Annotated in this window: 17 protein-coding genes; 11 read left to right on the top strand and 6 right to left on the bottom strand. The window is 72.6% G+C overall.

The features are described from left to right. Window positions 1-110 precede the first annotated feature (110 nt). Together ABZ857_RS24060 and ABZ857_RS24055 are read right to left on the bottom strand one after the other, a co-directional pair. The gene (locus ABZ857_RS24060; RefSeq protein WP_357046368.1) at window positions 111-2,558 is read right to left on the bottom strand and encodes a M14 family metallopeptidase; all 2,448 of its coding nucleotides are present in this window, start codon (window positions 2,556-2,558) and stop codon (window positions 111-113) included. Between the two features lie 224 nt (window positions 2,559-2,782). After that, the gene (locus ABZ857_RS24055; RefSeq protein WP_357046366.1) at window positions 2,783-3,445 is read right to left on the bottom strand and encodes an SDR family oxidoreductase; all 663 of its coding nucleotides are present in this window, start codon (window positions 3,443-3,445) and stop codon (window positions 2,783-2,785) included. Window positions 3,446-3,593: 148 nt separating this feature from the next. Between ABZ857_RS24055 and ABZ857_RS24050 the strand changes: the two genes are divergently transcribed. The 3 genes from ABZ857_RS24050 to ABZ857_RS24040 all read left to right on the top strand — a co-directional run bounded on the left by ABZ857_RS24050 (window position 3,594) and on the right by ABZ857_RS24040 (window position 5,905). Beyond that, a complete protein-coding gene (locus ABZ857_RS24050; protein WP_357046364.1) occupies window positions 3,594-4,361 on the top strand; it encodes a hypothetical protein in 768 nt (255 codons plus the stop codon). A gap of 1 nt (window position 4,362) precedes the next feature. Beyond that, window positions 4,363-4,995 (top strand): hypothetical protein, encoded by a 633-nt coding sequence (locus tag ABZ857_RS24045; RefSeq protein ID WP_357046362.1) that lies wholly within the window; start codon window positions 4,363-4,365, stop codon window positions 4,993-4,995. Window positions 4,996-5,083: 88 nt separating this feature from the next. Then, window positions 5,084-5,905, top strand: coding sequence for an SAM-dependent methyltransferase (locus ABZ857_RS24040; RefSeq protein ID WP_357046360.1), 822 nt, complete (start codon window positions 5,084-5,086; stop codon window positions 5,903-5,905). A gap of 56 nt (window positions 5,906-5,961) precedes the next feature. Here the strand turns inward: ABZ857_RS24040 and ABZ857_RS24035 are convergent, their stop codons facing one another. From ABZ857_RS24035 to ABZ857_RS24020, 4 genes are all read right to left on the bottom strand, one after another. Further along, window positions 5,962-9,537 (bottom strand): DUF87 domain-containing protein, encoded by a 3,576-nt coding sequence (locus ABZ857_RS24035; RefSeq protein ID WP_357046358.1) that lies wholly within the window; start codon window positions 9,535-9,537, stop codon window positions 5,962-5,964. Then, window positions 9,534-10,250: a hypothetical protein gene (locus ABZ857_RS24030; protein WP_357046356.1), complete on the bottom strand. Its 717-nt coding sequence runs from the start codon at window positions 10,248-10,250 to the stop codon at window positions 9,534-9,536. Before ABZ857_RS24030 ends, ABZ857_RS24035 begins: the two co-directional genes overlap by 4 nt. Beyond that, complete coding sequence (locus tag ABZ857_RS24025) at window positions 10,243-11,289, bottom strand: DUF559 domain-containing protein (RefSeq protein ID WP_357046354.1); 1,047 nt, start codon at window positions 11,287-11,289, stop codon at window positions 10,243-10,245. The genes ABZ857_RS24030 and ABZ857_RS24025 overlap by 8 nt, the downstream gene beginning before the upstream one ends. A 126-nt stretch (window positions 11,290-11,415) precedes the next feature. Then, a complete protein-coding gene (locus ABZ857_RS24020; protein WP_357046352.1) occupies window positions 11,416-12,192 on the bottom strand; it encodes an IclR family transcriptional regulator in 777 nt (258 codons plus the stop codon). Window positions 12,193-12,322: 130 nt separating this feature from the next. On the opposite strand from ABZ857_RS24020, the gene ABZ857_RS24015 reads away from it, so the two are divergent. From ABZ857_RS24015 to ABZ857_RS23980, 8 genes are read left to right on the top strand one after another with little or no spacing between them, the layout of a single operon-like run. After that, window positions 12,323-13,327: an ABC transporter substrate-binding protein gene (locus ABZ857_RS24015; RefSeq protein ID WP_357046350.1), complete on the top strand. Its 1,005-nt coding sequence runs from the start codon at window positions 12,323-12,325 to the stop codon at window positions 13,325-13,327. Further along, entirely contained in the window at window positions 13,320-14,336 is a 1,017-nt protein-coding gene (locus ABZ857_RS24010; RefSeq protein WP_357046348.1) for an ABC transporter substrate-binding protein, read from the top strand. Before ABZ857_RS24015 ends, ABZ857_RS24010 begins: the two co-directional genes overlap by 8 nt. Further along, the gene (locus ABZ857_RS24005; protein ID WP_357046346.1) at window positions 14,333-15,184 is read left to right on the top strand and encodes an ABC transporter permease subunit; all 852 of its coding nucleotides are present in this window, start codon (window positions 14,333-14,335) and stop codon (window positions 15,182-15,184) included. The genes ABZ857_RS24010 and ABZ857_RS24005 overlap by 4 nt, the downstream gene beginning before the upstream one ends. Next, on the top strand, window positions 15,181-15,972 hold the full coding sequence (locus ABZ857_RS24000) for an ABC transporter ATP-binding protein (protein WP_357046344.1): 792 nt from the start codon (window positions 15,181-15,183) through the stop codon (window positions 15,970-15,972). The genes ABZ857_RS24005 and ABZ857_RS24000 overlap by 4 nt, the downstream gene beginning before the upstream one ends. Then, complete coding sequence (locus ABZ857_RS23995; RefSeq protein ID WP_357046342.1) at window positions 15,969-17,441, top strand: hypothetical protein; 1,473 nt, start codon at window positions 15,969-15,971, stop codon at window positions 17,439-17,441. The genes ABZ857_RS24000 and ABZ857_RS23995 overlap by 4 nt, the downstream gene beginning before the upstream one ends. A 3-nt stretch (window positions 17,442-17,444) precedes the next feature. Further along, window positions 17,445-18,362 carry an LLM class flavin-dependent oxidoreductase gene (locus ABZ857_RS23990; RefSeq protein WP_357046340.1) on the top strand — a complete coding sequence of 306 codons (918 nt, stop codon included), beginning with the start codon at window positions 17,445-17,447 and terminating at the stop codon, window positions 18,360-18,362. Next, window positions 18,352-19,446 (top strand): LLM class flavin-dependent oxidoreductase, encoded by a 1,095-nt coding sequence (locus ABZ857_RS23985; RefSeq protein WP_357046338.1) that lies wholly within the window; start codon window positions 18,352-18,354, stop codon window positions 19,444-19,446. Before ABZ857_RS23990 ends, ABZ857_RS23985 begins: the two co-directional genes overlap by 11 nt. Beyond that, complete coding sequence (locus ABZ857_RS23980; protein WP_357046336.1) at window positions 19,443-20,333, top strand: ABC transporter substrate-binding protein; 891 nt, start codon at window positions 19,443-19,445, stop codon at window positions 20,331-20,333. Before ABZ857_RS23985 ends, ABZ857_RS23980 begins: the two co-directional genes overlap by 4 nt. Window positions 20,334-20,379: the final 46 nt, after the last annotated feature.

The following is a 20,379-nucleotide window of genomic DNA, read 5'->3' as shown; positions in this document are numbered from 1 at the left end:
TTCCAACCCTGGTTCCCCGTCCGCCGGTATAGTGGGGGTCGGTTGGGAAAGTTGGGGGGGCCCCGCGGCGGTGAGAACTCCCCGGCCGGCGGCCACCTCGGAACGGAGGGTCAGCGCGTGTCGCCGACCTTGACGGTCTCCTTGTTGTAGTTCTTGCCGTTGCCGTCCGGCTTGTAGTTCTTCTCGACGTTGCCCGCGATGTCCACGGCGAACCAGTGGACCTCCGTGGTCCCGGTCACCGTGATCTTCTGTGCACCCTCGCGCATGCCGGCCGCGGCCAGCTTGGGCGAGTTCAGCGTCGGGCGGCTGCCGTCGAGCGTGTAGTAGACGTTCGCCGGCTCGTCGGTCGTGAACGTGAAGGTCGCCGAGGAGGCGTCCTTCGCGGTCACCGTGAGCCGCGAGTCCGGCCGGTCCTTGTCCTCCGCGTAGGCCCGGGCCACCTCCAGGATGGCGACCTGGCCGTTGGAGAACTCCATCGCCTCCTCGTGGCCCTCCGCGAACGGCGGCTGGAAGCCGACCGCGCGGTACTGCTTGGTCGCCTGGTCGTAGACGTCCGCGCCGACCTCGAAGTCCCAGCCGATGATGCCGCGGTTGTACCAGTGCTCGTCGGCGCTGTTGCCCGCCGCCGAGTAGAGCACGTCCACCACCGGGCCGGTGCGCCCCGGCCAGATCGCCGTGCCACGCCAGTCCTGCACGGCCGACAGGATGTGGCCGGAGGCGTTCCAGAAGAAGCTCTCCGTGCCGAAGTCGGTCCGCGGCAGGACCTCACGCCCCGCGGTCTTGTACGCCCCGGGAGGCCACATGAAGTAGCCGCCGTAGGAGTGGGTGTTCATGGCGAACTTGATGTTGGTGTACTTGTCGGTGAGCCACACCTGGTTGCGCGTCTCGGGCTCCGACAGCTCGGAAGGACCGCCGAACGTGTCGCTGGTGCAGGTCGTGGAGGCGCCGTTGTACCCGTCGAACACCGAGCCGACGGTGAAGTTGCGGTTGAGGTCGACACCCCACGAGTTGCGGCGGCCCGGGTCCCCGTTGGAGACCGGGCAGTAGTTGGTCATGTTGCGCCGCTGCATGTTGTAGTCGTACATCGAGTAGTGCCCGCCGTCGGGGTTGGCCGTCGGCATGATGAAGATGTCGAGGCCGTCGACGAGCTTGCGGGTGGCCGCGTCGTGAGCGTAGTTGCGCAGCAGCCGCTCGGCGGTCTCCACGCAGGTCACCGGGGTCACCCACTCGCGGGCGTGCTCCTGGCAGTAGAGGAAGACGCCGACCTTCGAGCCGTCCCGGTGCTTGCCGACGCGCAGGACCTTCATCTGGAACGGCTGCCGCGAGACCGTCGCCGGAGCCTGGAGGCCGTCGGTGAGCTTCGTCGCGGCTGCCTCGGTCACCACTCCGTTCCCGGCGTTGCCGCGGTAGGTGGCGGCGGTGAGCAGCGCGGAGGCGGCGGCGTCGCCGTTGAGGGCGGCGACCACCTGCGCGGCCGTGCTGCTGATCGCCCCGGAGGCGTCGGTGGCCAGGTTGACCACCACGTTCTTGCCGTTGACCGCGACCGACAGCGGGGCGGAGGCGGCGGCGGGCCGGACCAGCGCGACGCTCACGTCGTTGCCGCCCTCGCTGCCGTACGCCTTGGAGCTCACGTAGAAGGTGCTCGCGGCGGCGGTGCCGGCCCCGGTGCCGAACTGCGCCTGGGCCGCCCGCCGGTAGCCGTTCGTCTTGTACGGCAGGTCGACGATCTCCGCGATCTTCGGGAACTCCTTGGCGAGCCCGGTGATGCGGCCGGTGACCTCGGTCGGGTCCATGTAGTGGTCGACGAAGTCCGACACGTAGTGCTTGCTCGGGGCCTTGCGCTCCTCGCCGAGCCACTTGGTCACCGGCACCGTGACCGTGCCGCCCCGGTTGCTGGTCACCGTGACCTTCGTGGGGGTCTGCGTGATCGGCAGCGGCGAGTTGAACCGGTGGTACATGTACTGCCCGGCGTCGGTGAAGCGGGACATGGTCGCCGTGCCGCCGGAGTCCGGAGCCGTTCCGGGACCGCTGTCCCAGGTGGCGGTGAGCACGGTCTGCGCGTCCGTGGCGCTCGACTTCACCTCCACCGACAGGAAACGCTGGCCGTCGAGGCTGGTGAACCACTCGGCGCGCAGCGGGGTGAGCGTGTCGGTCGCCGCCGCGTCGGCCGAGGCGGCGGCCAGGGCCTGCCGCCGTTCCGCCTGGTTCGCGGCGTAGTCGCCCTGGTCGGATATGGCGTCGCGGACGTCGAAGCCCTGGTCGCGCAGGCTCCGGGCCTCCTCGGGGCTGAGCACGGCGTGCACCTCGATGCCGCCGTCGACCGGCTTGGTGTACTCGGCCAGGTCGACGCCCAGGGAGACCAGCTTGTCCACCGCCGCCTGGTCGGGGACGACGACGCGCAGCAGCGCGACCCCGTCCTGCGCGGTGCTGGACGCCCGGTCGGGCGGGACCGGCTGGGGAGAGGGGTCGGCGAGCACCGGGAGGGCGTTCAGGGTGATCGCCAAGGGGAGTGCGAGCACGGCCGCGTAGCGCCGCGCCCTGCGGGGAGAGCTCCTCATCGAGTTTCCTCCATCTGGCGTGCCTTCCGGGGCGGGGGGTCAGCCCGGAGGGGAGCACGCGAGGTCGAGGGAAGTCTTTGTCACCCGGAAAAAGTCGTCAAGGTGCCGTAACCCCCCAAATTTGGGATTTTTCCGTAACGAGATGACTTAGTGCTCGATTGGGTATTTAGCCCCTCTTGTCACGCGGGACCGCACGAGTAACGGTCCCGGCTCGCCCTCGCGCCTCACCGCATCAGCACGAGGCGTACGGCCTCGGCGACGGGCACGCCTCCGCCGATGAGTTCGAGGACGCGATGCCGCGTCTGCGGAGCGTCGATCAGCGCGGCGATCACGGCGGCGACGTCGTCGCGTGGCACCGCCCCCGGAGGAAGCGGCGGGTCGGCCAGCGTCACCAGGCCGGTCCCCGGCCCGTCGGTGAGCCGCCCCGGCCGCAGGATCGTCCAGTCGAGCGGGCGGGCGCGCAGGTCCTCCTCCGCCGCCGTCTTCGCGGTGATGTAGGCCGCCCAGACCTCGTCGCGCCCCGGCGCCGGCGGCGATCCCGCGCCCATCGAGGAGATCTGGATGAAGCGGGACACACCCGCCCGTTCCGCGGCGTCGGCGAGTAGCACCGAGGCGCCCTGGTCCACGGTGAACTTGCGTGCGGCGCCGCTGCCGGGTCCCGCCCCGGCGGCGAAGACGACGGCTCCGGCTCCGAGCAGGATCTCGGCCACCTCCCCGGGCGTGGTCCGCTCCAGGTCGCACAGCACCGCCTCGGCCCCGGCCGCCTCCAGGTCCGCGACCTGGTCCGGGTTGCGGATCAGCCCCACCGGCGCGTCGCCCCGCCCGCTCAGCAGGCGTGCCAGCCGAAGGGCGATCTTCCCGTGCCCGCCCGCGATCACCACGCGCATGCGCCCACCTCCGCGCCGATCCTGCCACGACCTGCCCCCGCGGCCGGGGCATGCCGCGCCGTCGTTTGCGCGTCTCCGCTGGTCGCTGGTTACTTTTTGTGATAGTCATCTCACCACAAGTAATCGGCAAAGTGTCTGTGGAGATGTCATGCTCATGGGCGTACTCGCGGTCGCGGCGGCCGTCGGCCTGGTGGCCGTGGCGGCCCTGCTGTTCCGCGCGCTGGGCCGGGGCACCGACGATCGCGATCCCGGCGGCGCGTCCGCCGGGCACGCGGGGTCGATGCTGTCCTCGCTGTTCCTGCTCGTGTTCGCCATCGCGATCGTCGTGCCGTGGACTTCGGCCGACTCGGCGCGGCAGAACACCTATTCGGAGACCCAGGCTCTCGTGGAGGCCTACTGGGCCGCCGCGCCGCTGCCCGCCCCCGACGCCGCCCAGGTGCGCGAGGGGCTGCGCGAGTACGCGAGGTACGTCGTCGAGGACGAGTGGCCGCAGATGGCGGCCGGACGCCTCGGCAGCGAGGGGACGGCGCGGCTGGAGGCGCTGCGCGCCCGCGTGACCGAACTGCCGGTCACGACCGACGAGGCGCACGACGCCAAGGACGCCGTGCTGGAGCGGATGGCGGACCTGTTCGCCGCCCGCCGGCAGCGCGCCGCCGACACGGAGACCACGCTGCCTCCCGGAGTTTTCCTGCTGACGATCGTGACGGGCGCCATCGTCGTCGTCTTCCCGTTCCTGGCCGGGGCCCGGCCCCGGGGGCTCACACTCGTGCCGGTGACGGCGATGGCGGTCCTGCTCGGCGTGGGCGTCTACCTCGCGTGGAACATCTCCCACCCCTTCAGCGGTGGCCTGGCGGTCAAGCCCGACGCGTTCGTGAGCGCCCTGCACGAGTTCCAGCGGATCCCCGAGGGCCGCTGACATGGGCAGGACGGCGGGCCCGCGCGCGGCCGTCGCGCTCGTCTGCGCCTGCGCCGCGCTGACCTGCACCGCACCGGCCTGTGTCATGCCGGCCGCCGCGTCTCCCGCGCCGGCGCTATCGGGGCGGCTGGAGACCGGAGGCTCGGCGCGGGCACAGGGCGTGGTCCAGGGTGTGTCCCTCGCGGCCGACGACCCGCACGGACCGGGCCTGCGGGTCGGCGTCTGCGTCGACGTCGACGTGATCGTCGATCTGCACGCCGAGGTCGGCATCGGCGGGCCCGGCTGCACGCCGCCGACGCCCGTGCCGCCGCCCGCGCCCTCTCCGGAGCCTCCGCCCGCGCCTTCCCCGGAACCACCGCCGTCACCGGCTCCCGAGAAGCCCGCGCCGGCGCCCCGGCACTCCCCGCACCGGGTGGCGGCCGCGCCCCCGCCGCCCGCCGCGGTGCCGTCCCCCCGCCCCCGCCCGACACCGCGGCCCACCCCGTCGCCGTCGAGGTCACCGGTATACCGCGTGCCGGCCATGCGCGCGGTCGCGCCCGTACGGCACCGCAACCCTCTGGGGACGCTCACGGTCGTCGTGGTCCTGTCGGTGGTGATCGCCGCCGCCGCCTCCGCCGCCTTCCGTCTCCGGTAGGAGGACACGGGCGCCGGCCCACGTTAGATTGGGCTCACGATCTGGATCTTGAAAGTGCCGCGGTCGCGCGGTGAAGGACGTGAGCCCTATGACGGCCGAGCAGGCGCCCCGTGGAGTCGATCCGACCATTCCCAACGCGGCCCGCATGTACGACTACTTCCTGGGCGGCAAGGACAACTTCCAAGCCGACCGCGACCTGGCGAACCTGGTGCTGAGCGTGCTGCCCGAGACCAGGGAGGGCACCAGGCAGAATCGCCGGCTGATCGGCCGGATCGTGCGTTACCTGGTGGACCAGGGGATCAGGCAGTTCCTCGACCTCGGGTCGGGACTCCCGGCGCAGGACAACGTGCACGAGGTGGCCCACCGGTTCGCGCCCGACGCGCGGGTGGTCTACGTGGACAGCGATCCCGTGGTCTGCGCGCACGGGCGGGCGCTGCTGGCCGACCCCGACCGCGTGGCGATGATCCAGGCCGACGCGCGCAGGCCCGCGGAGGTCCTCGGCGATCCGCAGGTGCGCGGACTGATCGACTTCGAACGGCCGGTCGCCGTGCTGATGATGTTCTTCGTGCACCTCGTGCCGGACGAGGACGACCCTCAGGGGTTCGTCGCCGCCTACCGGGAGGCCCTCGCGCCGGGCAGTTACCTCGCGCTCTCGCACGTCTGCGGTGACACCGCCCCCGAGAGGATGGGCAGGATCACCGAGTTCTACCGCCAGGCCAACGTGCCGTTCGTCCCCCGGTCGCGTACGGAGATCGCCCGCTTCTTCGGCGATTTCGAGCTGATCCCTCCCGGCCTGGCCAGCGGCGCCGGGCCGGAGAACGTCTGGCCGTTCGGCGACGAGGAGACGGCGATGTTCGCCGACGAGGAGACGGCCCGCATGGGCTGTGCGGGAGTGGGCCGCAAGCGCTGACGCGGGCGGCGGAGCCGGCGCCGCGCCCGAGGGCGGCGCCGGCTCCCCGCCATCCCTCAGGACCGGCTCGCCCGGGCCACGACCTCCTCACTGGTCAGGGGGCTGCTCGGGTGGTGGCTCAGGCACAGCGGTGTGCGGACCTTCGTGAAGGACCCGCCCTCGAACGCCGCGTAGAACTGGCCGGACCGCAGCCGCGACACGTCGGCGACGTCGCCGCCCTTGGCCCTGGCCAGCTCACGCGCCGCCGTGATCTGGGCCGGCGCGTTGAGCAGGCCGAAGAACTGGGTGGCGGCGTTGCCCGTGATCCGGTTGTGCAGGCCCTTCGGCGCCTGGGTGGCGAACACCAGCCCGAGGCCGTACTTGCGGGCCTGGGCGGCGAGGGCGAGCGTGCTCTGGGTGCACACGGTCGCCGGTCCGGACGGCGCGAACGTCTGGGCCTCGTCCATCACGAACAGTCCGCCGAGCGGCCGGTCTCCGGCCGGATGCCGCTTGATCCAGGAGAACAGCGCCATCTGCAGCTGGTTGACGAAGCCCTGCCGCTGAGCGTCGGAGGCCATGCCGGTGAGGCTGATCACCGAGACGCGGGCCCGCTTCCCCTCCGGCGGCGTCAGCAGGACGCCGGGATCGACAGGCGTCCCGGTCCCCGCGAACAGGGGATCGCTGATCGTCTCCGCCCTCAGGTGCTGGGCCATCTCGGTCGCGAGCCTGGCAGCGCCTTCGAGACTGCTCACGCCGTCCGGCAGGTCGTCGAGCAGGGCGATCAAGCCGTTCAGCCTCGTGCCACCGTGCCGTCCGTAGTGGGCGACGGCCTCGCGGAGCACCGCCTGGCCCAGGTGGGCCCTGGCCGTCCTGGTCTCCAGCTTCGCCCGGGGCACGAGCGCGGCGAGGGCGGCGTCCACCGCCTCGTCGAACTCGTCCGCGTCGTCGGCGATGCTGCCGAAGTCGGGCAGCGGCTGGAAGCTCAGCGGGCGTCCCGACTCCTTGCGCGGCGTCCAGACGACGACGTCGGTGTTCGCCAGGTAGTCGTCGGCCCTGGCCGCGTCGCCCTCGCCCCACTCCGCCGGTGGCTCGGGCCACCGGTCGCCGAGCCGTGCGAGGTCGTTGTTCGCGTCGAGGACGATCGCCGAGACCCCCTGAAGGGCGCACTCCTCCACGAGACGGCGGATCAGCACCGTCTTGCCGGAGCCCGAGCCCGCGAAGATCGCCGTGTGCTTGCGCAGGGTCTCCAACGGGATCCGTACCGGCCGGTCGTCCGAGGTCGCGGCCCCGATCGTCAGGTACGGAGCCGGCGGGACCTCGTCCGACCACAGTGCCCTGCGCGAGCGAGGAACGGACGGCGTCTCCGCGAACGGCGTCTCCGTAGCCGGCGCCTCGGTAGCCGGCGTCTCAGCAGCCGGCGCCTCCGGGGCCGGTACCTCCGCGGCCGGCGCGTCGGCCGGCGATGCCTCGGGGGAGAGCAGCGGTGGCCAGACCTGCAGATCGGGACCGGCCGAGCCGACGGCTGCGCCGCCGGGCGGCGCGACGCTCGTACCGACCGGTTCCGGCGCATCGCCGGAGGCCGGTGACGGCGTGGTCTCGGAGGCCGGTGGCGGCGCGGTCTCGGAGGCCGGTGGCGGGGTGGTGCCGGGCGCCGGTGGCGGCGTGGTGTCGGAGGCGGGGGACGGCGCGTCGGACACCGGCAGCGGCCTGAGTCCTGGCACCGCCTCCCGGCGGAGCAGACGCCGGTCGGGATTGGCGGTGCGCCGGGGGCGGTCCGGCGACCGGGTCGCCCGGGAGGACCTCCCGCTCCCGGCGCCGGACCCGCGGGGAACAGCCGCGTCGCTCAGCGCCTCGGCGAACAGCTTCACCTCGCTCGTCGGCCTGCGAGAGACGAGCCATGCCTGGAGGTCCGGCGGGTTTTCGGTCAGCAGGGTGCGAAGCGCGGAGAAGATCCTCAGGTCGTCCTCCTCGACCTGGAGGACACGGCCGCCCGCCTGCTCGAAGGCCGCGAGGGCCTCCTGCGTGACCGGCCCCTTCGCCCAGCTCTGGTTCCTGAGCACGAACAGTCTGCGCGCGGGTATCCGCTCGTCGAGCCCGGCCGCGGTGGAGGCGGCCTTCAGCCGGTTGAGCGCGGCGATGTGGTGGGACGCCGAGATGGCCCGGAAGCACCAGTGGGCCTCGTTCTCCGTCGCCTCGTCCAGGGTCCGCCGCAGACGCGCGTGCAGGGGCGGCTTCGTGCTCGGGGGCGGGTCCTGGGTGAACAGGCGCCCGTCGTCGCCCTGCTCGGCGATCCAGGCGGACAGCCCGGCCGACAGCAGTCCCGGCATCACGGCGTCCTCCGTGATCGGGTCCAGCGCCTCCGCCACGTCCGCCCGCTTTCGCAGCTCCGCGAACCGCCTGTCGAGCCCGCCGAAGTCGGGTTCCCGCTTCCGTGGCAGGGGGATGGGATCGACCGTGCTCGACCCGGAGCCCGTCAGCCGTTCCAGCTCCGTGACTTGCCCGCTCGCCAGGCACGACCGCACGTGCTTGTCGATCCTGATGAGCAACTGGCGCGGGGTGTACTGGTTCGCCTCCTCGAACGCCTCCGGCTTCACCGGCCACGTCGGATACGGCGGCGTGAACCCCGCCGCGCCGTACTGCGCGCCGAACCGCTTCTCGACCAGCGCCCGGCCCGTCTTCGCGTCCGAGATCGTCCCCAGCGGAAAGGTCGTCCGGAAGCGGTCCTGGACGGTGTCCGTGGCATGCCGCTCGATCAATGCCCATGTCTGAGGGAGACAGGACAGCACCGTCAGCGTGCGGCGGGTGACCTCGCGAAGGGTCATCAGACCGCCCGCGACGCGTTCGAGCGCCCTCCGGTGCTCCGGGTCCTCCGCCGATCCGCCCTCGGTCAGGGCCGAGGACTGGGCGATCAGCGTGTCGACCTGGTCCACGGCGATGACGGAGGGACCGGTCAGCGCGAGAAGCCTGGACAGGTCGTGGACGATCTCCTGCGGTGTCTTCTCGACGGTCCGGAACCCCCATCCCGCGCGCTCGCCGGGCTCTCCCTGCGGCGCCGAGATGAGGTAGGCGTCACCGACGTCCTGCGCCGCCAGGTCATGGGAGGCCCGCAGCGTGAGGGCCCGTGCGGTGTCCTGCACGTCACGGCCGGCGTGCGAGTCGTAGCGGCGCAGGGCGTTGATGAAGGCGTCCAGGTCCGCCCGGGACAGGGGAGCGTCACCGATGATCGGGCCGCGAGCGGCCTGCGGCACGTCGGCGAGCACGCACAGGCGCCACAGGAGCTCCTTCAGCTGACTGCCGTCCCCGGCCATCGGCCGGGAGAGGCTGTCGAGCATGGAGAGCAGCACGCTCTCCCAGAAGTCCTTCGCGTCGAGCAGGCTGACGAGGAAGAAGTAGGCGTCCTCCTCGTGCACCTTCTGCCGCACCCAGCCGAGCAGGTGCGTCTTGCCCGTTCCCCGCTGGCCCTGTATCGCGACGCCGATGGGGCTCGCGGCGACGCTCTCCTCCGCCTCCAGCAGGCCGTTCAGGATGACCTGGGCGGCGTCCCGGTGCAGCCCCTCGACGTGGAACGGCAACGGGCGCCACACGTCGTCGGCGACCCGCGTGTAGTTGAACCGCAGGGCCCGAAGGGCGTCGAGTTCGTCGCTCGTCATCATGCTCCGATCAGGATGAGGTGCTTGGCCTGGTCCCCGATCACGACAGCGGCGCTCCTGTCCTCGTCGGTGAGCATCTTCTGGTTGGACTCGGGCACCAGGCGCACGTCGGGCAGGCCGATCATGTGACGGAGGACGGCGTCGACCTCGGCCCTGGGGGCGTCGCCCAGCAGCGGACGCAGCCGGGTCAGGCTGACCCAGGCGTTCGGCTTGTCGGCCAGTTGCGCGTACGCCTTGCGGATCATCGTCTCGACGTCGTCGGATGCGAGCGATATCCCGCTCGCGGCCGGTGGCTGCGGGATCGCCGCCTCGGAGGCGGACGGTTCCTCAACCGGTGCCTCGGTGGTCGCCGGGGGGAGGTCCTCCTCCCGCCCGAAGATCTCGGCGAGGCTGTTCTCGCTACGGGCGATGTGCCGCTGGAGGTTGCCGACGAGGGCCTTGACCGTCGCCGCGGCGAAACCGGTGCCCGGCGCGGTGACGCCGTCCCGGAAGAGCTGCGACGCGTGATGCCAGCCCTTGTCGGTCAGCACGTGGCTGAAAGAACGGCCTGTTCTCCGGCTGGTGACGAATCTGCCCTCGTTGAGGGCGGTCCGTTCCTTGCCCGTGATGGTGACGCCGTACTTTTCCTTGAGCTCGGGATTGGACATCTCCCGGTCCTCCGCCATCAGGATCAGGAGGGCGCAGGTCGCGGAGAAGGACAAGGGCTTGTCAGGCATGGGGTGACCCTTCGAACGTTCCATGGCGGCACTGGTGGAGGAAGCGCTCCAACTCGGCGAGCACGGTGCCGAGACGTTCCAGCACCTGCTCGTTGGTGAAGCGGCGGACGGCGTAGCCGTCCCGGCGGAGGCACAGGTCGCGCTGTCTGTCCGCGGCGAGGCGGAGCGGCCTGAGATGCTCGGGGCCGTCGATCTCGACCACGCATCGCTCGGCACGCCAGAGCAGGTCGACGCGGATCGGGTTGCTGAGCGGTCCGGAGGCGTGGAGCTGGTTCCACTCGCGGCCCGCCGCCCAGGCGCACGGCGACAGCGCCGCCTCCAACCGCCGCTCGGCGGCGCTGGCCGGGTGCGGCACCCCGGCGAGAGGCGGGAAGGTGAGCGCCGGCAGCCGGCAGTCCTCGGCGCCGCCGGACGCGATCTCGCGGGCGAGCGCCGCCACCTCCTCCGGGATGGGGGCGGCCACGGTCTCGATCCGGTCGACAGAGCGCGGCGGCGGCCCGGTGAGCCAGACGCCGAACCCGCCGTGGTGGGCCAGCCACTCGCACGCCGCGACCAGCGCCTCCTCCGCCGACGGGCTGAGCTCCGGCGGCATCCGCACGAGGATCGCGGCCTCGGGCCGCCGGTAGCCCGAGCGGAGCACCCGGGCCAGCCCGGCGGCACGGATCTCGGGCGGGAAGCCGCCCCGGGCCTCACCCCGCAGGGCGCGTTCCGCCAGGTGGGCGAGGAAGGGCGCGAAGTGCCTGGTGGCCGAGCCCGTACGCAGGGCGAGGGCGCGAACGGCGGGGACGGCCGCGCCGCCGGGTCCCGTGATGCCGTCCGCCTCGGGCAGCCAGGCCGGGAACATCGCCAGCGCGGCGGACTCCAGTTCCCCCAGCACGTCGGCGACCACGTCCGCGGGGGTCCCGGCCGGGCGAGGGACGTACGTGACCAGCGCGGGCGCGTCGTCAGGCAGAGGCTCGACCGCCAGCGCGACGGCGTCCGGGTCGCCGTGCAGGTGCACGACCCGGCCCGTGGGAAGCTCCGTCCACGAGCGCGCCACGCCGTCCCCACCCTGTCGCTGAAGATCCAACAATCTCGACCCGGCAGAGGCTATCCGGCAGCGGCAGGACCGTCCATGAAATCGGGAATTTCCGGTTCTGTACTCCTGGTGCGACACCCCGCGGCCTCACCGCACGTCGGCGATCCGCCGCTCGGAGGGTGGCAGGAGCAGCACCTCCAGTGCTCTCGCGCACGCCAGGGCATGGCTCACGAACCAGCCGATGCGCGCCTCCGTGATGAGCCGTGGCGTGGCACGCACGGCGAGCGCGTAGCGGGCGTGCTCCGCCCGGTCGAGGACCGGTACGGCGAGAGTCCGGACGCCGTAGGCCGACTCCCCGTCGTTGAGCGCGTAGCCGTTCTCGCGGACCTTCTCGATCTCGGCGCGCAGCTCGCCGGGGTCGGTGATCGTCCTGTCGGTCTGGGGCGGGAGCGAGCCGAGAAGTGTGAGGTCGTCACCCGGAGGCGCGGCCCAGGCGAGCAGGACCTTGCCGAGGGCGGTCGAGTGGAGCGGGCGGCGCAGGCCGATGGCGCTGTCGGGATCGACCGAGCCGCCCAGCAGGATCACCGCGTGCTTCCCGTTGCGCATCGCCAGGTCGACCGTCGCCGAGGTGACGCGGGCGAGCTGGTTCAGCTCGGGGGTGACGCGGTGCAGTCCGCGCTGGTGGAAGGAGAGCCGGCCGAGCTCGGTCACCGAAGGGCCGAGGCGATAGCGGGCGGTCTGCGGGTCCTGTTCGAGGAACCCCGAGCCGGCGAGGGCCTGGGCCAGCCGGTGTGCGGTGGAGCCGGACAGGCCCAACCGGCGGGCGATGTCTGAGGCGCTCAGGGGCGGGCCGCCGTCCTGGAAGCAGGTGAGCACGGCCATCGCCCGCTGCACCGCCTGTGCCCCGGCGCTCGTCGATCCCATGATGTAGGAATCTCCACTTCGTCTAAGGGGATTGGTATCCACAGCCCACTGCGCAGCCGATCGAACGGGCTTCCCACGATATGGGAGCATACTTTGCAATTCCTACCAAGTTAGTGGCAAACTTCGGGACATGAGCGCACCCGCGTCCCACCTGGACACGATCTGGTTCACCCGCTGTCCGGTGCCCACCGCCACCGGCATCGCCGCCGACCGGGGCTGGCTCACCGCGGAGTTCGCCGCGGAGGGCATCGAGGTCCGTTCGCTTCAGGACGTCCCGAGCGAGGTCGCCGGGGACCACCACTACACCCACGGGCTCCCCGGCCTGTTCCGGGAGGGCGGCAACGTGCCCGCTCTGTGGGCCCGCTCCCGGGGGGAGGCCACCCGCCTCATCGGGCTGACGTGGATCGAGGAGCGCCAGGTGATCCTCGTACGCGCCGGCAGCGAGATCCGCACCCCCGGACAGCTCAAGGGACTGCGCCTGGCGGTTCCGCGGCACCCCATCCCTATCGACTTCTGGCGGGCCATGGCGCTGCGCGGTTTCGAGGGCGCGCTGTCCCTGGCCGGTCTCGGCCTGGCCGACGCGGACCTCGTCGACGTCGAGGCCGAGCCGGGCGCCGGGCAGTGGGAGGCCGAACTGGCCGCGCTGTCGCGGGGTGAGGTCGACGCCGTCTACGTCAAGGGGGCGCAGGCCGTCGAGGCCGCCGCACGGCACCGCGCCGAGGTCGCCGTCGATCTCGACGCGGCCGAGGACCGTCGATCGCGGGTCAACAACGGCACCCCGCGCCCGATAACCGTCCACCAGCGGCTGCTCGACGAGCACCCCGGCGTGGTGGCCCGATTCCTCGCCGTGCTGCTCAGAGCCGCCGACTGGGCCGCGGACCATCCGGCCGAGGTGGCACGGATCCTCGGCGCGGAGACGGGGGGCGGCCCCGCCGGCGTGGCCGGCGCCTACCGTGCCGGAGCCTCCCTCCACCTCGACCTGTCCGCCGAGCGCCTCGACCTCCTGGCGGCGCAGGAGCGTGCCCTGCGCGCCCACGGCTTCCTGGAGACGCCCGTCGACGTCGCGGCCTGGGCCGACCACACCCCGCTCGCAACCGCCCGACACCTCATCACCGCTGGAGAGTCACGTGCGTAAGCTTCCCCTCGCCCTGGCCGCCGCCGTCCCGCTGGCACTGCTGGCCGCCTGCGGCTCCACCGGAACAGGCGCGACGGCGTCGGGCGCGCCTGAGAAAGCGGGTCAGGTGGTCGTCAGGATCGCCGATCCCGGCAACGACGGCTACCTGGCCGTGGCCAAGAAGGACGGCAGCCTGGACGCCGCGCTGGCGAAGGTGAACGCCAAGGTCCGGTGGGCCGGCGACTTTCCCGTCTTCGCCCCGGCCGCGCAGGCCATCAACGCCGGCTCGCTCGACGTCGCCCAGGGCTCGATCACCTCCGGGATCACCGCCCTCGCCGTCAAGCCCAGCTTCAAGATCTTCGCCGTCACCCCGCCGGACGAGGCGGGTGAGGGCATCGTGGTCAAGAACAGCTCCCCGATCAAGACGGTGGCCGACCTCGCCGGGCACACCGTGGCCGTCGGCAAGGGCGGCACGAGCGAATACCTCCTGCTCAAGGCGTTGCAGACCTACGGCGTGCCGCTCGACAAGGTCAAGCGCGTCTACCTCGCGCCGGTCGACACCGCGCCGGTCTTCGGGTCGGGCAAGGTCGACGCCTGGGCCACCTTCTCCACGTTCCTGGCTCCCGCGGTCGCCACCCTCGACGGGCGGGTCCTGGCGGACGGCGCCGACATCAAGTCGGACAACTACGCGATCTGGGTCGCGTCCAACACGCTCATCGAGAAGCACCCCGAGGTCGTCAAGGCGCTGTACGACTTCTTCCACGAGGGCTCGGCCAAGGAGATCGCCGACCCGAAGGCGTACCAGAACGTCTTCACCTCCGCGGGCCCGCAGGCGGTGGCGGGCAGGCTCCAGGACCTGCTGATCGACATCCGCAGGCAGGGGAAGCCGGTCCAGGCCGTCACCGAGGCGGACCTCGCGCGGTTCCGGGACGTCGCCGCGTTCTACCTGGACCAGAAGGTGCTCACCGCGCCGCTCGACGTCGCGCAGTACGTCGTCGACGTCACCACGCTCCCGGGCGGCGGCGCGTGACCGCGCTGGAGGCGACGCGGCGGGCCGACGCCGAGCCGGCTTCCCACCTCATCCGGCCACGACCGCCGCGCAGGGCCCGCAGGCACCCGGCGGCGAGCCTCGCCCTGCGCGTCGTGGGGCCGGTCGCACTGGTCGCGGCCTGGCAGATCGGCGCCGCCTCGGGGCTGCTCACCCCCGATGTGCTCGCCGGGCCGGGGACCGTGCTGACGACGTTCGGCGACCTGTGGTCGGACGGGCAGCTCCAGGAGGCGCTGCGCGTCTCGCTCGCCCGCGCCGGGCTCGGCTTCGTGCTCGGCGGCTCGGCGGGCCTGCTCATCGGGGTGCTGTCGGGGCTGACCCGCCTGGGGGAGGAGCTCTTCGACTCCTCGATGCAGATGCTGCGCGCCGTTCCGTTCCTGTCGCTGGTGCCGCTGTTCATGGTGTGGTTCGGTATCGAGGAGGCGTCCAAGATCCTGCTCATCGCGGTCGCCTGCACTTTCCCGATGTACATCAACGTCTCCAGCGGCGTCCGCAACGTCGATCGCAAGGTCGTCGAGGCGGCCAGGTCGTTCGGCCTCGGCCGGCTCCGGCTGGTGCGGGAGGTCGTCCTCCCCGGTGCGCTTCCCTCGCTGTTCGCCGGCCTGCGGCTGTCGGCGACGCTCAGCGTGATCGCGCTGATCGCCGCCGAGGAGATCAACGTGACCTCCGGCCTCGGCTACCTGATGAACACGGCGCGCGACTACCTGCGCACCGACGTGCTGGCCCTCTGCGTGATCCTCTACGCGCTGGTCGGCCTGCTCGCGGACCTCGCTCTGCGCGTGATCGAACGCCTCGCGATGCCGTGGCGCAGGGCGGTGGCGGTCCGATGAGCGGCCCCACAGCGCACACAGCGCACACAGCGCACACTGCGCACACTGCGCACACGACACACACGGCGACCGGCGGCGACGCCCTCGCCGTACGGGTGAGCGGGCTGCGCAAGGTGTTCGGCGACAGGGCGGTCCTCGACGGGATCGACCTCACCGTCCGGCGGGGCGAGTTCGTCGCGCTGCTCGGCCCGAGCGGCACGGGCAAGACCACGCTGCTGCGCATCCTCGCCGGTCTCGACGGCGCGACCACCGGGACCGTGCTGGTCCCGCCCGTGCGTACGGTCGTCTTCCAGGAACCCCGGCTGATCCCGTCCAAGCGGGCGCTGGCGAACGTCGTGATCGGACAGGGCAGGAGCGCCCGCGCCAAGGGGCTCGAAGCGCTCGAAGAGGTGGGACTCGGCGGGCACGCCCGCGCCTGGCCCGCCACGCTCTCCGGTGGGGAGGCGCAGCGGGTGGCGCTCGCCCGGGCCCTGGTCCGCGAACCCGAGTTGCTGCTCCTGGACGAGCCGTTCGCCGCCCTGGACGCGCTGACCCGGATCACCATGCAGGAGCTGATCGCCGAGCTGTGCGCCCGGCACCGTCCCGCCGTGGTGCTGGTCACGCACGACGTGGAGGAGGCCATCCTGCTCGCGGATCGGATCATCGTGCTCCGCGACGGCGCGTTCGCCACGGATCTCGCGGTGGACCTCGCCCGCCCGCGCGACCGCGGCGGCGCGCGCTTCGTCGGACTGCGCCACCGCCTCCTCGCCGACCTGGGCGTGGACGTGACGGCGGGAGCGGCGCGATGAGCGCCAGGACCACGGCCCTGAGCTGGATCGAGGAGAACTCCGCGGCGCTGACGGGCCTGTCGGACACCATCTGGGCGCTGGCCGAGCCGTCCCTGCGCGAATGGCGGTCCGCCCTCGCCACCGCCGGGCTGCTGCGCGCCCACGGCTTCACGATCGAGTGGGGCACGGCCGGTTTCCCCGCCGCCTTCGTGGCGACGTACGGCGAGGGCGCGCCGGTGATCGGGTTCAACGTGGAGTACGACGCGCTGCCGGGGCTGAGCCAGCGGGCCGGTGTGCCGCGCCACGACCCGCTCGTGTTCGACGGCGATCCCCATTACGGACCCGGGTACGGCCCGGGGCATGGCTGCGGGCACAACGCGCTGGCCGCGGCCTCGGCCGGCGCCGCCATCGCGGCCGCGAAGGCGCTCGGCGGCCGGGGCACGCTGAAGGTCTTCGCCTCGACAGGGGAGGAGCAGCTCGTCGGCAAGGCGTACGCGGTGCGCGACGGCGCCTACGACGGGCTGGACGTCTTCCTCGACTGGCATCCGGCGCCGGTGACCGCGACCGGCTGGGACGTCACGACGGCCCTGATCTCCGCGACGTTCACCTTCCTCGGTTCGCCCGGGCACGCGTCCAGCCCGCTGGGCACCAGGAGCGGCCTGGACGGCGCCCTGCTGCTGACCACGATGGCCGAGCACCTGCGCGCCGGGAACGTCTCGCCGTCCGGGCGGATCGGCTACGCGTTCGCCGGGCCGGCCGGCGCCCCCAATGTGACGCCCGACATCTCGACGGTCTGGTTCTTCGTCCGGGAGAGCACCTACGAGGGGGCGCGCATCCTCCACGAGAAGGTGCTCGACTGCGCCAGGGCCGCGGCGCTGGCCAGCAGGACGCGGCTGGAGCACCGGGTCGTCACCGCCATCCGGGAGGGCCTCGGCAACCGCGCCGGCGCGGAACTGCTGCACGCGACCATGAGCGAACTCGGCGCGCCCGAGTTCACCGACGCCGACCACGAGTTCGCGGTCCGGCTCCAGGCGGCGATCGGCAGGCCGCAGGCGGGGCTGGCCACGGGCGTCCTGCCGCTCCGCCCGCCCGCCGAGGTCGATCTCGGCGGGCCGTCCAGCGACACGTCGGAGGTGAGCCGGCGGGCCCCGCATCTGTCCTTCGTGGCGCCCGTCGTCCCGCTGGGCGTGCCGCTCCACTCGTGGGCGGCCACGGCCTCGACCGGCACGGGCATCGCCCACCGCGGGCTGCTCTCGGCGGCCCGCTACCTCGCCGCCACGGCGGTCGACCTGGTCGAGCGGCCCCGCGCGCTCGCCGCGATCCGGGAGGAGTTCGCGGGGCACCCGCCCTCGCCCGGCCCGCTCCCCGGCGACGCGACCCCGCCGCTCTGTTCCCCGCCGCCCGAGTTCCTGGCCGAGACCGGGCAGGAACCACCGGCCGCCCCCGCGTGGAGTCCACCGATCTCCGCCGAGCCCGTCGGAAGGATCTGAATAATGAATGTCCGAGGCGGTGGCATCACGCCGGCCGTCCACATCACCCTCCCCGCGGGCGGGTGGCGCCCGCCCGCGCTGCCCGGCTTCGTCACCGATCCGCGCCCGGAGGCCCCCGGTCCGCTCGACCACCTGGGCAGGATCGGCCGGGCGGCCGAGCTGGCCGGGCTCGACGGCGTGCTCGTGCCGTTCGACCCCGCGGGGCAGGACACGTTCGTCGTCGCCGCGGGACTGCTGCGGCGGTCCCGCCACGTGCGGGTCGCGGCCGGGTTCCACGCGGGCATCGCCACCCCGGTCTACGCCGCCAAGCTCTCGGCCTCGCTGCAGCGGTTCTCCGGCGACCGGCTCGACTGGCGGCTCACCGTGGACCTCGACACCCGGACGGCCCGTTCGCAGGGCGACTTCCTCGAAGGCCCCGACCGGTACGCGCGGGCCGAGGAGTTCCTCACCGTGGCCAAGGGCGTGTGGCACGAGGGGGAATTCACGTTCGAGGGCCGCTTCTACCAGGTGCTCGGCGGGGGCCTGCCGTTCCCGCTGTCCGGCCGGGTCTTCCCCCGGGTGCACCTGTCGGGCACGTCGCCCGAGGCCGTCGCGCTGTCGGCCCGCCACGCCGACGTCCACGTGTTCTCTCCGGACGACGACATCGAGTCCCTGATCGACCGGCTGCCCGGCGTCGCGTACGGCCTGCGCCTGCCGGTGCTGGCCCGGGAGGACGACGGGGAGGCCCGGACGGCGGCCGGCCGCATCGGCTTCTCGGGACTGACCGGGTCGTACGAGGCCGTGGCGGACGCGATCCGCGGCTATGCCCGGCGGGGCGTCTCGGAGTTCTTCGTCGAGACCGCGCCGCACGTCGAGGAGACCTACCGGCTGGGCGAGCACCTGCTCCCGCTGCTGGCGAAGGAGACGCACCATGTCGGTTGACATCTACTGGCGCATCGCGATGGAGGGCGACCAGCGGTCGCTGCGCCGGAAGGGGGCCAGCAGGGGTGGCTTCGCCCCCGAGGTGCCGGGGGCCCTGGCGCCGGGCGGACGCGACGACTACACCCACGCCGACTACATGGCGCAGGTGGCCCGGGCCTCGGAGGCGGCCGGGTTCGTCGGAGGACTCCTGCCGTCCTTCCCGCACACCGACGACCCCTGGGCGGCGGCGGCGACCCTGGCCGGGGAGACGTCCACCTACCGGTTCATGGTGGCCTTCCAGCCGGGGTTCCTGCACCCGGTGAAGGCCGCGCACATGTCCGCGACCCTGCAGCGGGCGACCGGCGGGCGCGTCGTCTACAACATCATCTCCGGTGGCGGCGGACCGCAGCAGCTCTGGTGGGGCGACAGGGTCGACCACGACGACCGTTACGCCCGCACCTCGGAGTTCCTCGACGTGCTCAAGGGAGTCTGGCGCGGGGACTTCACCCACAAGGGCCGCTTCTACCAGGTGGAGGACGCCGGGCTGCCCGAGTCGCTGACCGGCCTGCCGTTCCCGCAGGTTTACTTCTCCGGCTCGTCGCCGGCCGCGATCGCCGCGGCCGGTCGGCACGCCGACTACTACCTGTCGTGGCTGGAGCCCTTCGAGGCGCTGGCGGAGAAGTTCGGCCAGGTGCGCGCGCACAGCGTCACCCCGCCGAAGTTCGCGGTACGGATCGACGTGCTGGCCCGCGAGACCGAGGAGGAGGCCTGGGAGGAGATTCGCAGAGGCTGGACCTCGGCCGCCCGGGGGACGGGGGCGGGCGACTCCGTCGGCTGGCGGCGCAGCCAGTCGTTCGTCGCGGGCGCCGGTGACGACCACCGCGACCTGGAGGTCCAGCCCAACGTCTGGGGCGGGTTCGACCGGCTCCGCGCCGGCCCCGCCTTCGGCCTGGTCGGCGACTACCGGCAGGTCGCCGCCCGGCTGAACGAACTGATCGCGCTCGGCGTCGACGCGTTCATCCTCGCCGGCGTGCCCCACCTGGAGGAGGCGCTCCGCGTCGGCGAACACGTGCTTCCCCTGCTCACGAAAGGAACGTCGAAATGACCCTCCGCGTCGGATACTTCCCGCAGAACAACTCGCTGTGGGTGCTGCGCCACCGCGGCATCCTGGAGCGCGCGATCCCGGACGTCGAGTGGGTGAACCTGCGTGACCTGCCGTCCGGTGACCGGGTCGCGCCCACCGAGGGACTGCCCTCCCAGCACAGCGACCACCTGTTCGACGGCGGCTACGACTTCATCGGCACCGGCGCCACGCCGCCCATCACCGCCCAGGGCAAGGGGCGCGACATCGTGTACGTCGCCGTCTCCGAGCCGCGCCACGAGAACGGGCGGCTGGTCGTCCTGGACGACTCGCCCATCCGGTCCCTGGAGGACCTCAAGGGCAGGCGGATCGCGCTCGGGCACGGCTCCTGGCAGACCACCCTGGTGCTGCTCGCCCTGGAGAAGGCCGGCCTCGGCTGGAAGGACATCGTGCCGGTCGACGTCTACGACGACGCGGCCGGGCTGTTCCTGCGCGGCGAGGTCGACGCGTGGGTCGGCTCCTACCCCTACCTCACCGAGGTCGAGAAGCAGGCCCAGGTGCGCGAGCTGGTCCCCACGGACGGCCTGTTCAGCCACCGCTCGCTCTGGTTCACCCGCCGGGACTTCGCCCTGGAGCGGCGGGACGAGCTGGCCGCCGTCGTGTCCGCCCTGCGGGAGTCCGACGCGTGGGTCGAGGACCACCCCCGAGAGGCCGCCGAGCTGTTCGGCGGCGATGTGGACGCCTGGGAGCACGCGCTGCGCACCCGTCCCTGGGGCCTGCACCCGGTGAGCGAGGAGTTCGTCGCCGAGCAGCAGCACGTGGCCGACCTGCTCCACGCCAACGGTCTCCTGGACCGTGAAGTGAAGGTCGCCGACGCCGTCCTGCCCGAGATCGCCGCGCTGCTGCGGTGAGCGCCGCGGCCCGTGCCGTCGCGTGGACGGCACGGGCCCCGGCGTC

The organism is Microbispora sp. NPDC046933 (assembly GCF_040644635.1).
In the GTDB taxonomy this organism is placed as follows: domain Bacteria; phylum Actinomycetota; class Actinomycetes; order Streptosporangiales; family Streptosporangiaceae; genus Microbispora.
The sequence above is the reverse complement of the archived record's forward strand: the minus strand, read 5'-3'. Positions and strand labels throughout refer to the sequence as shown.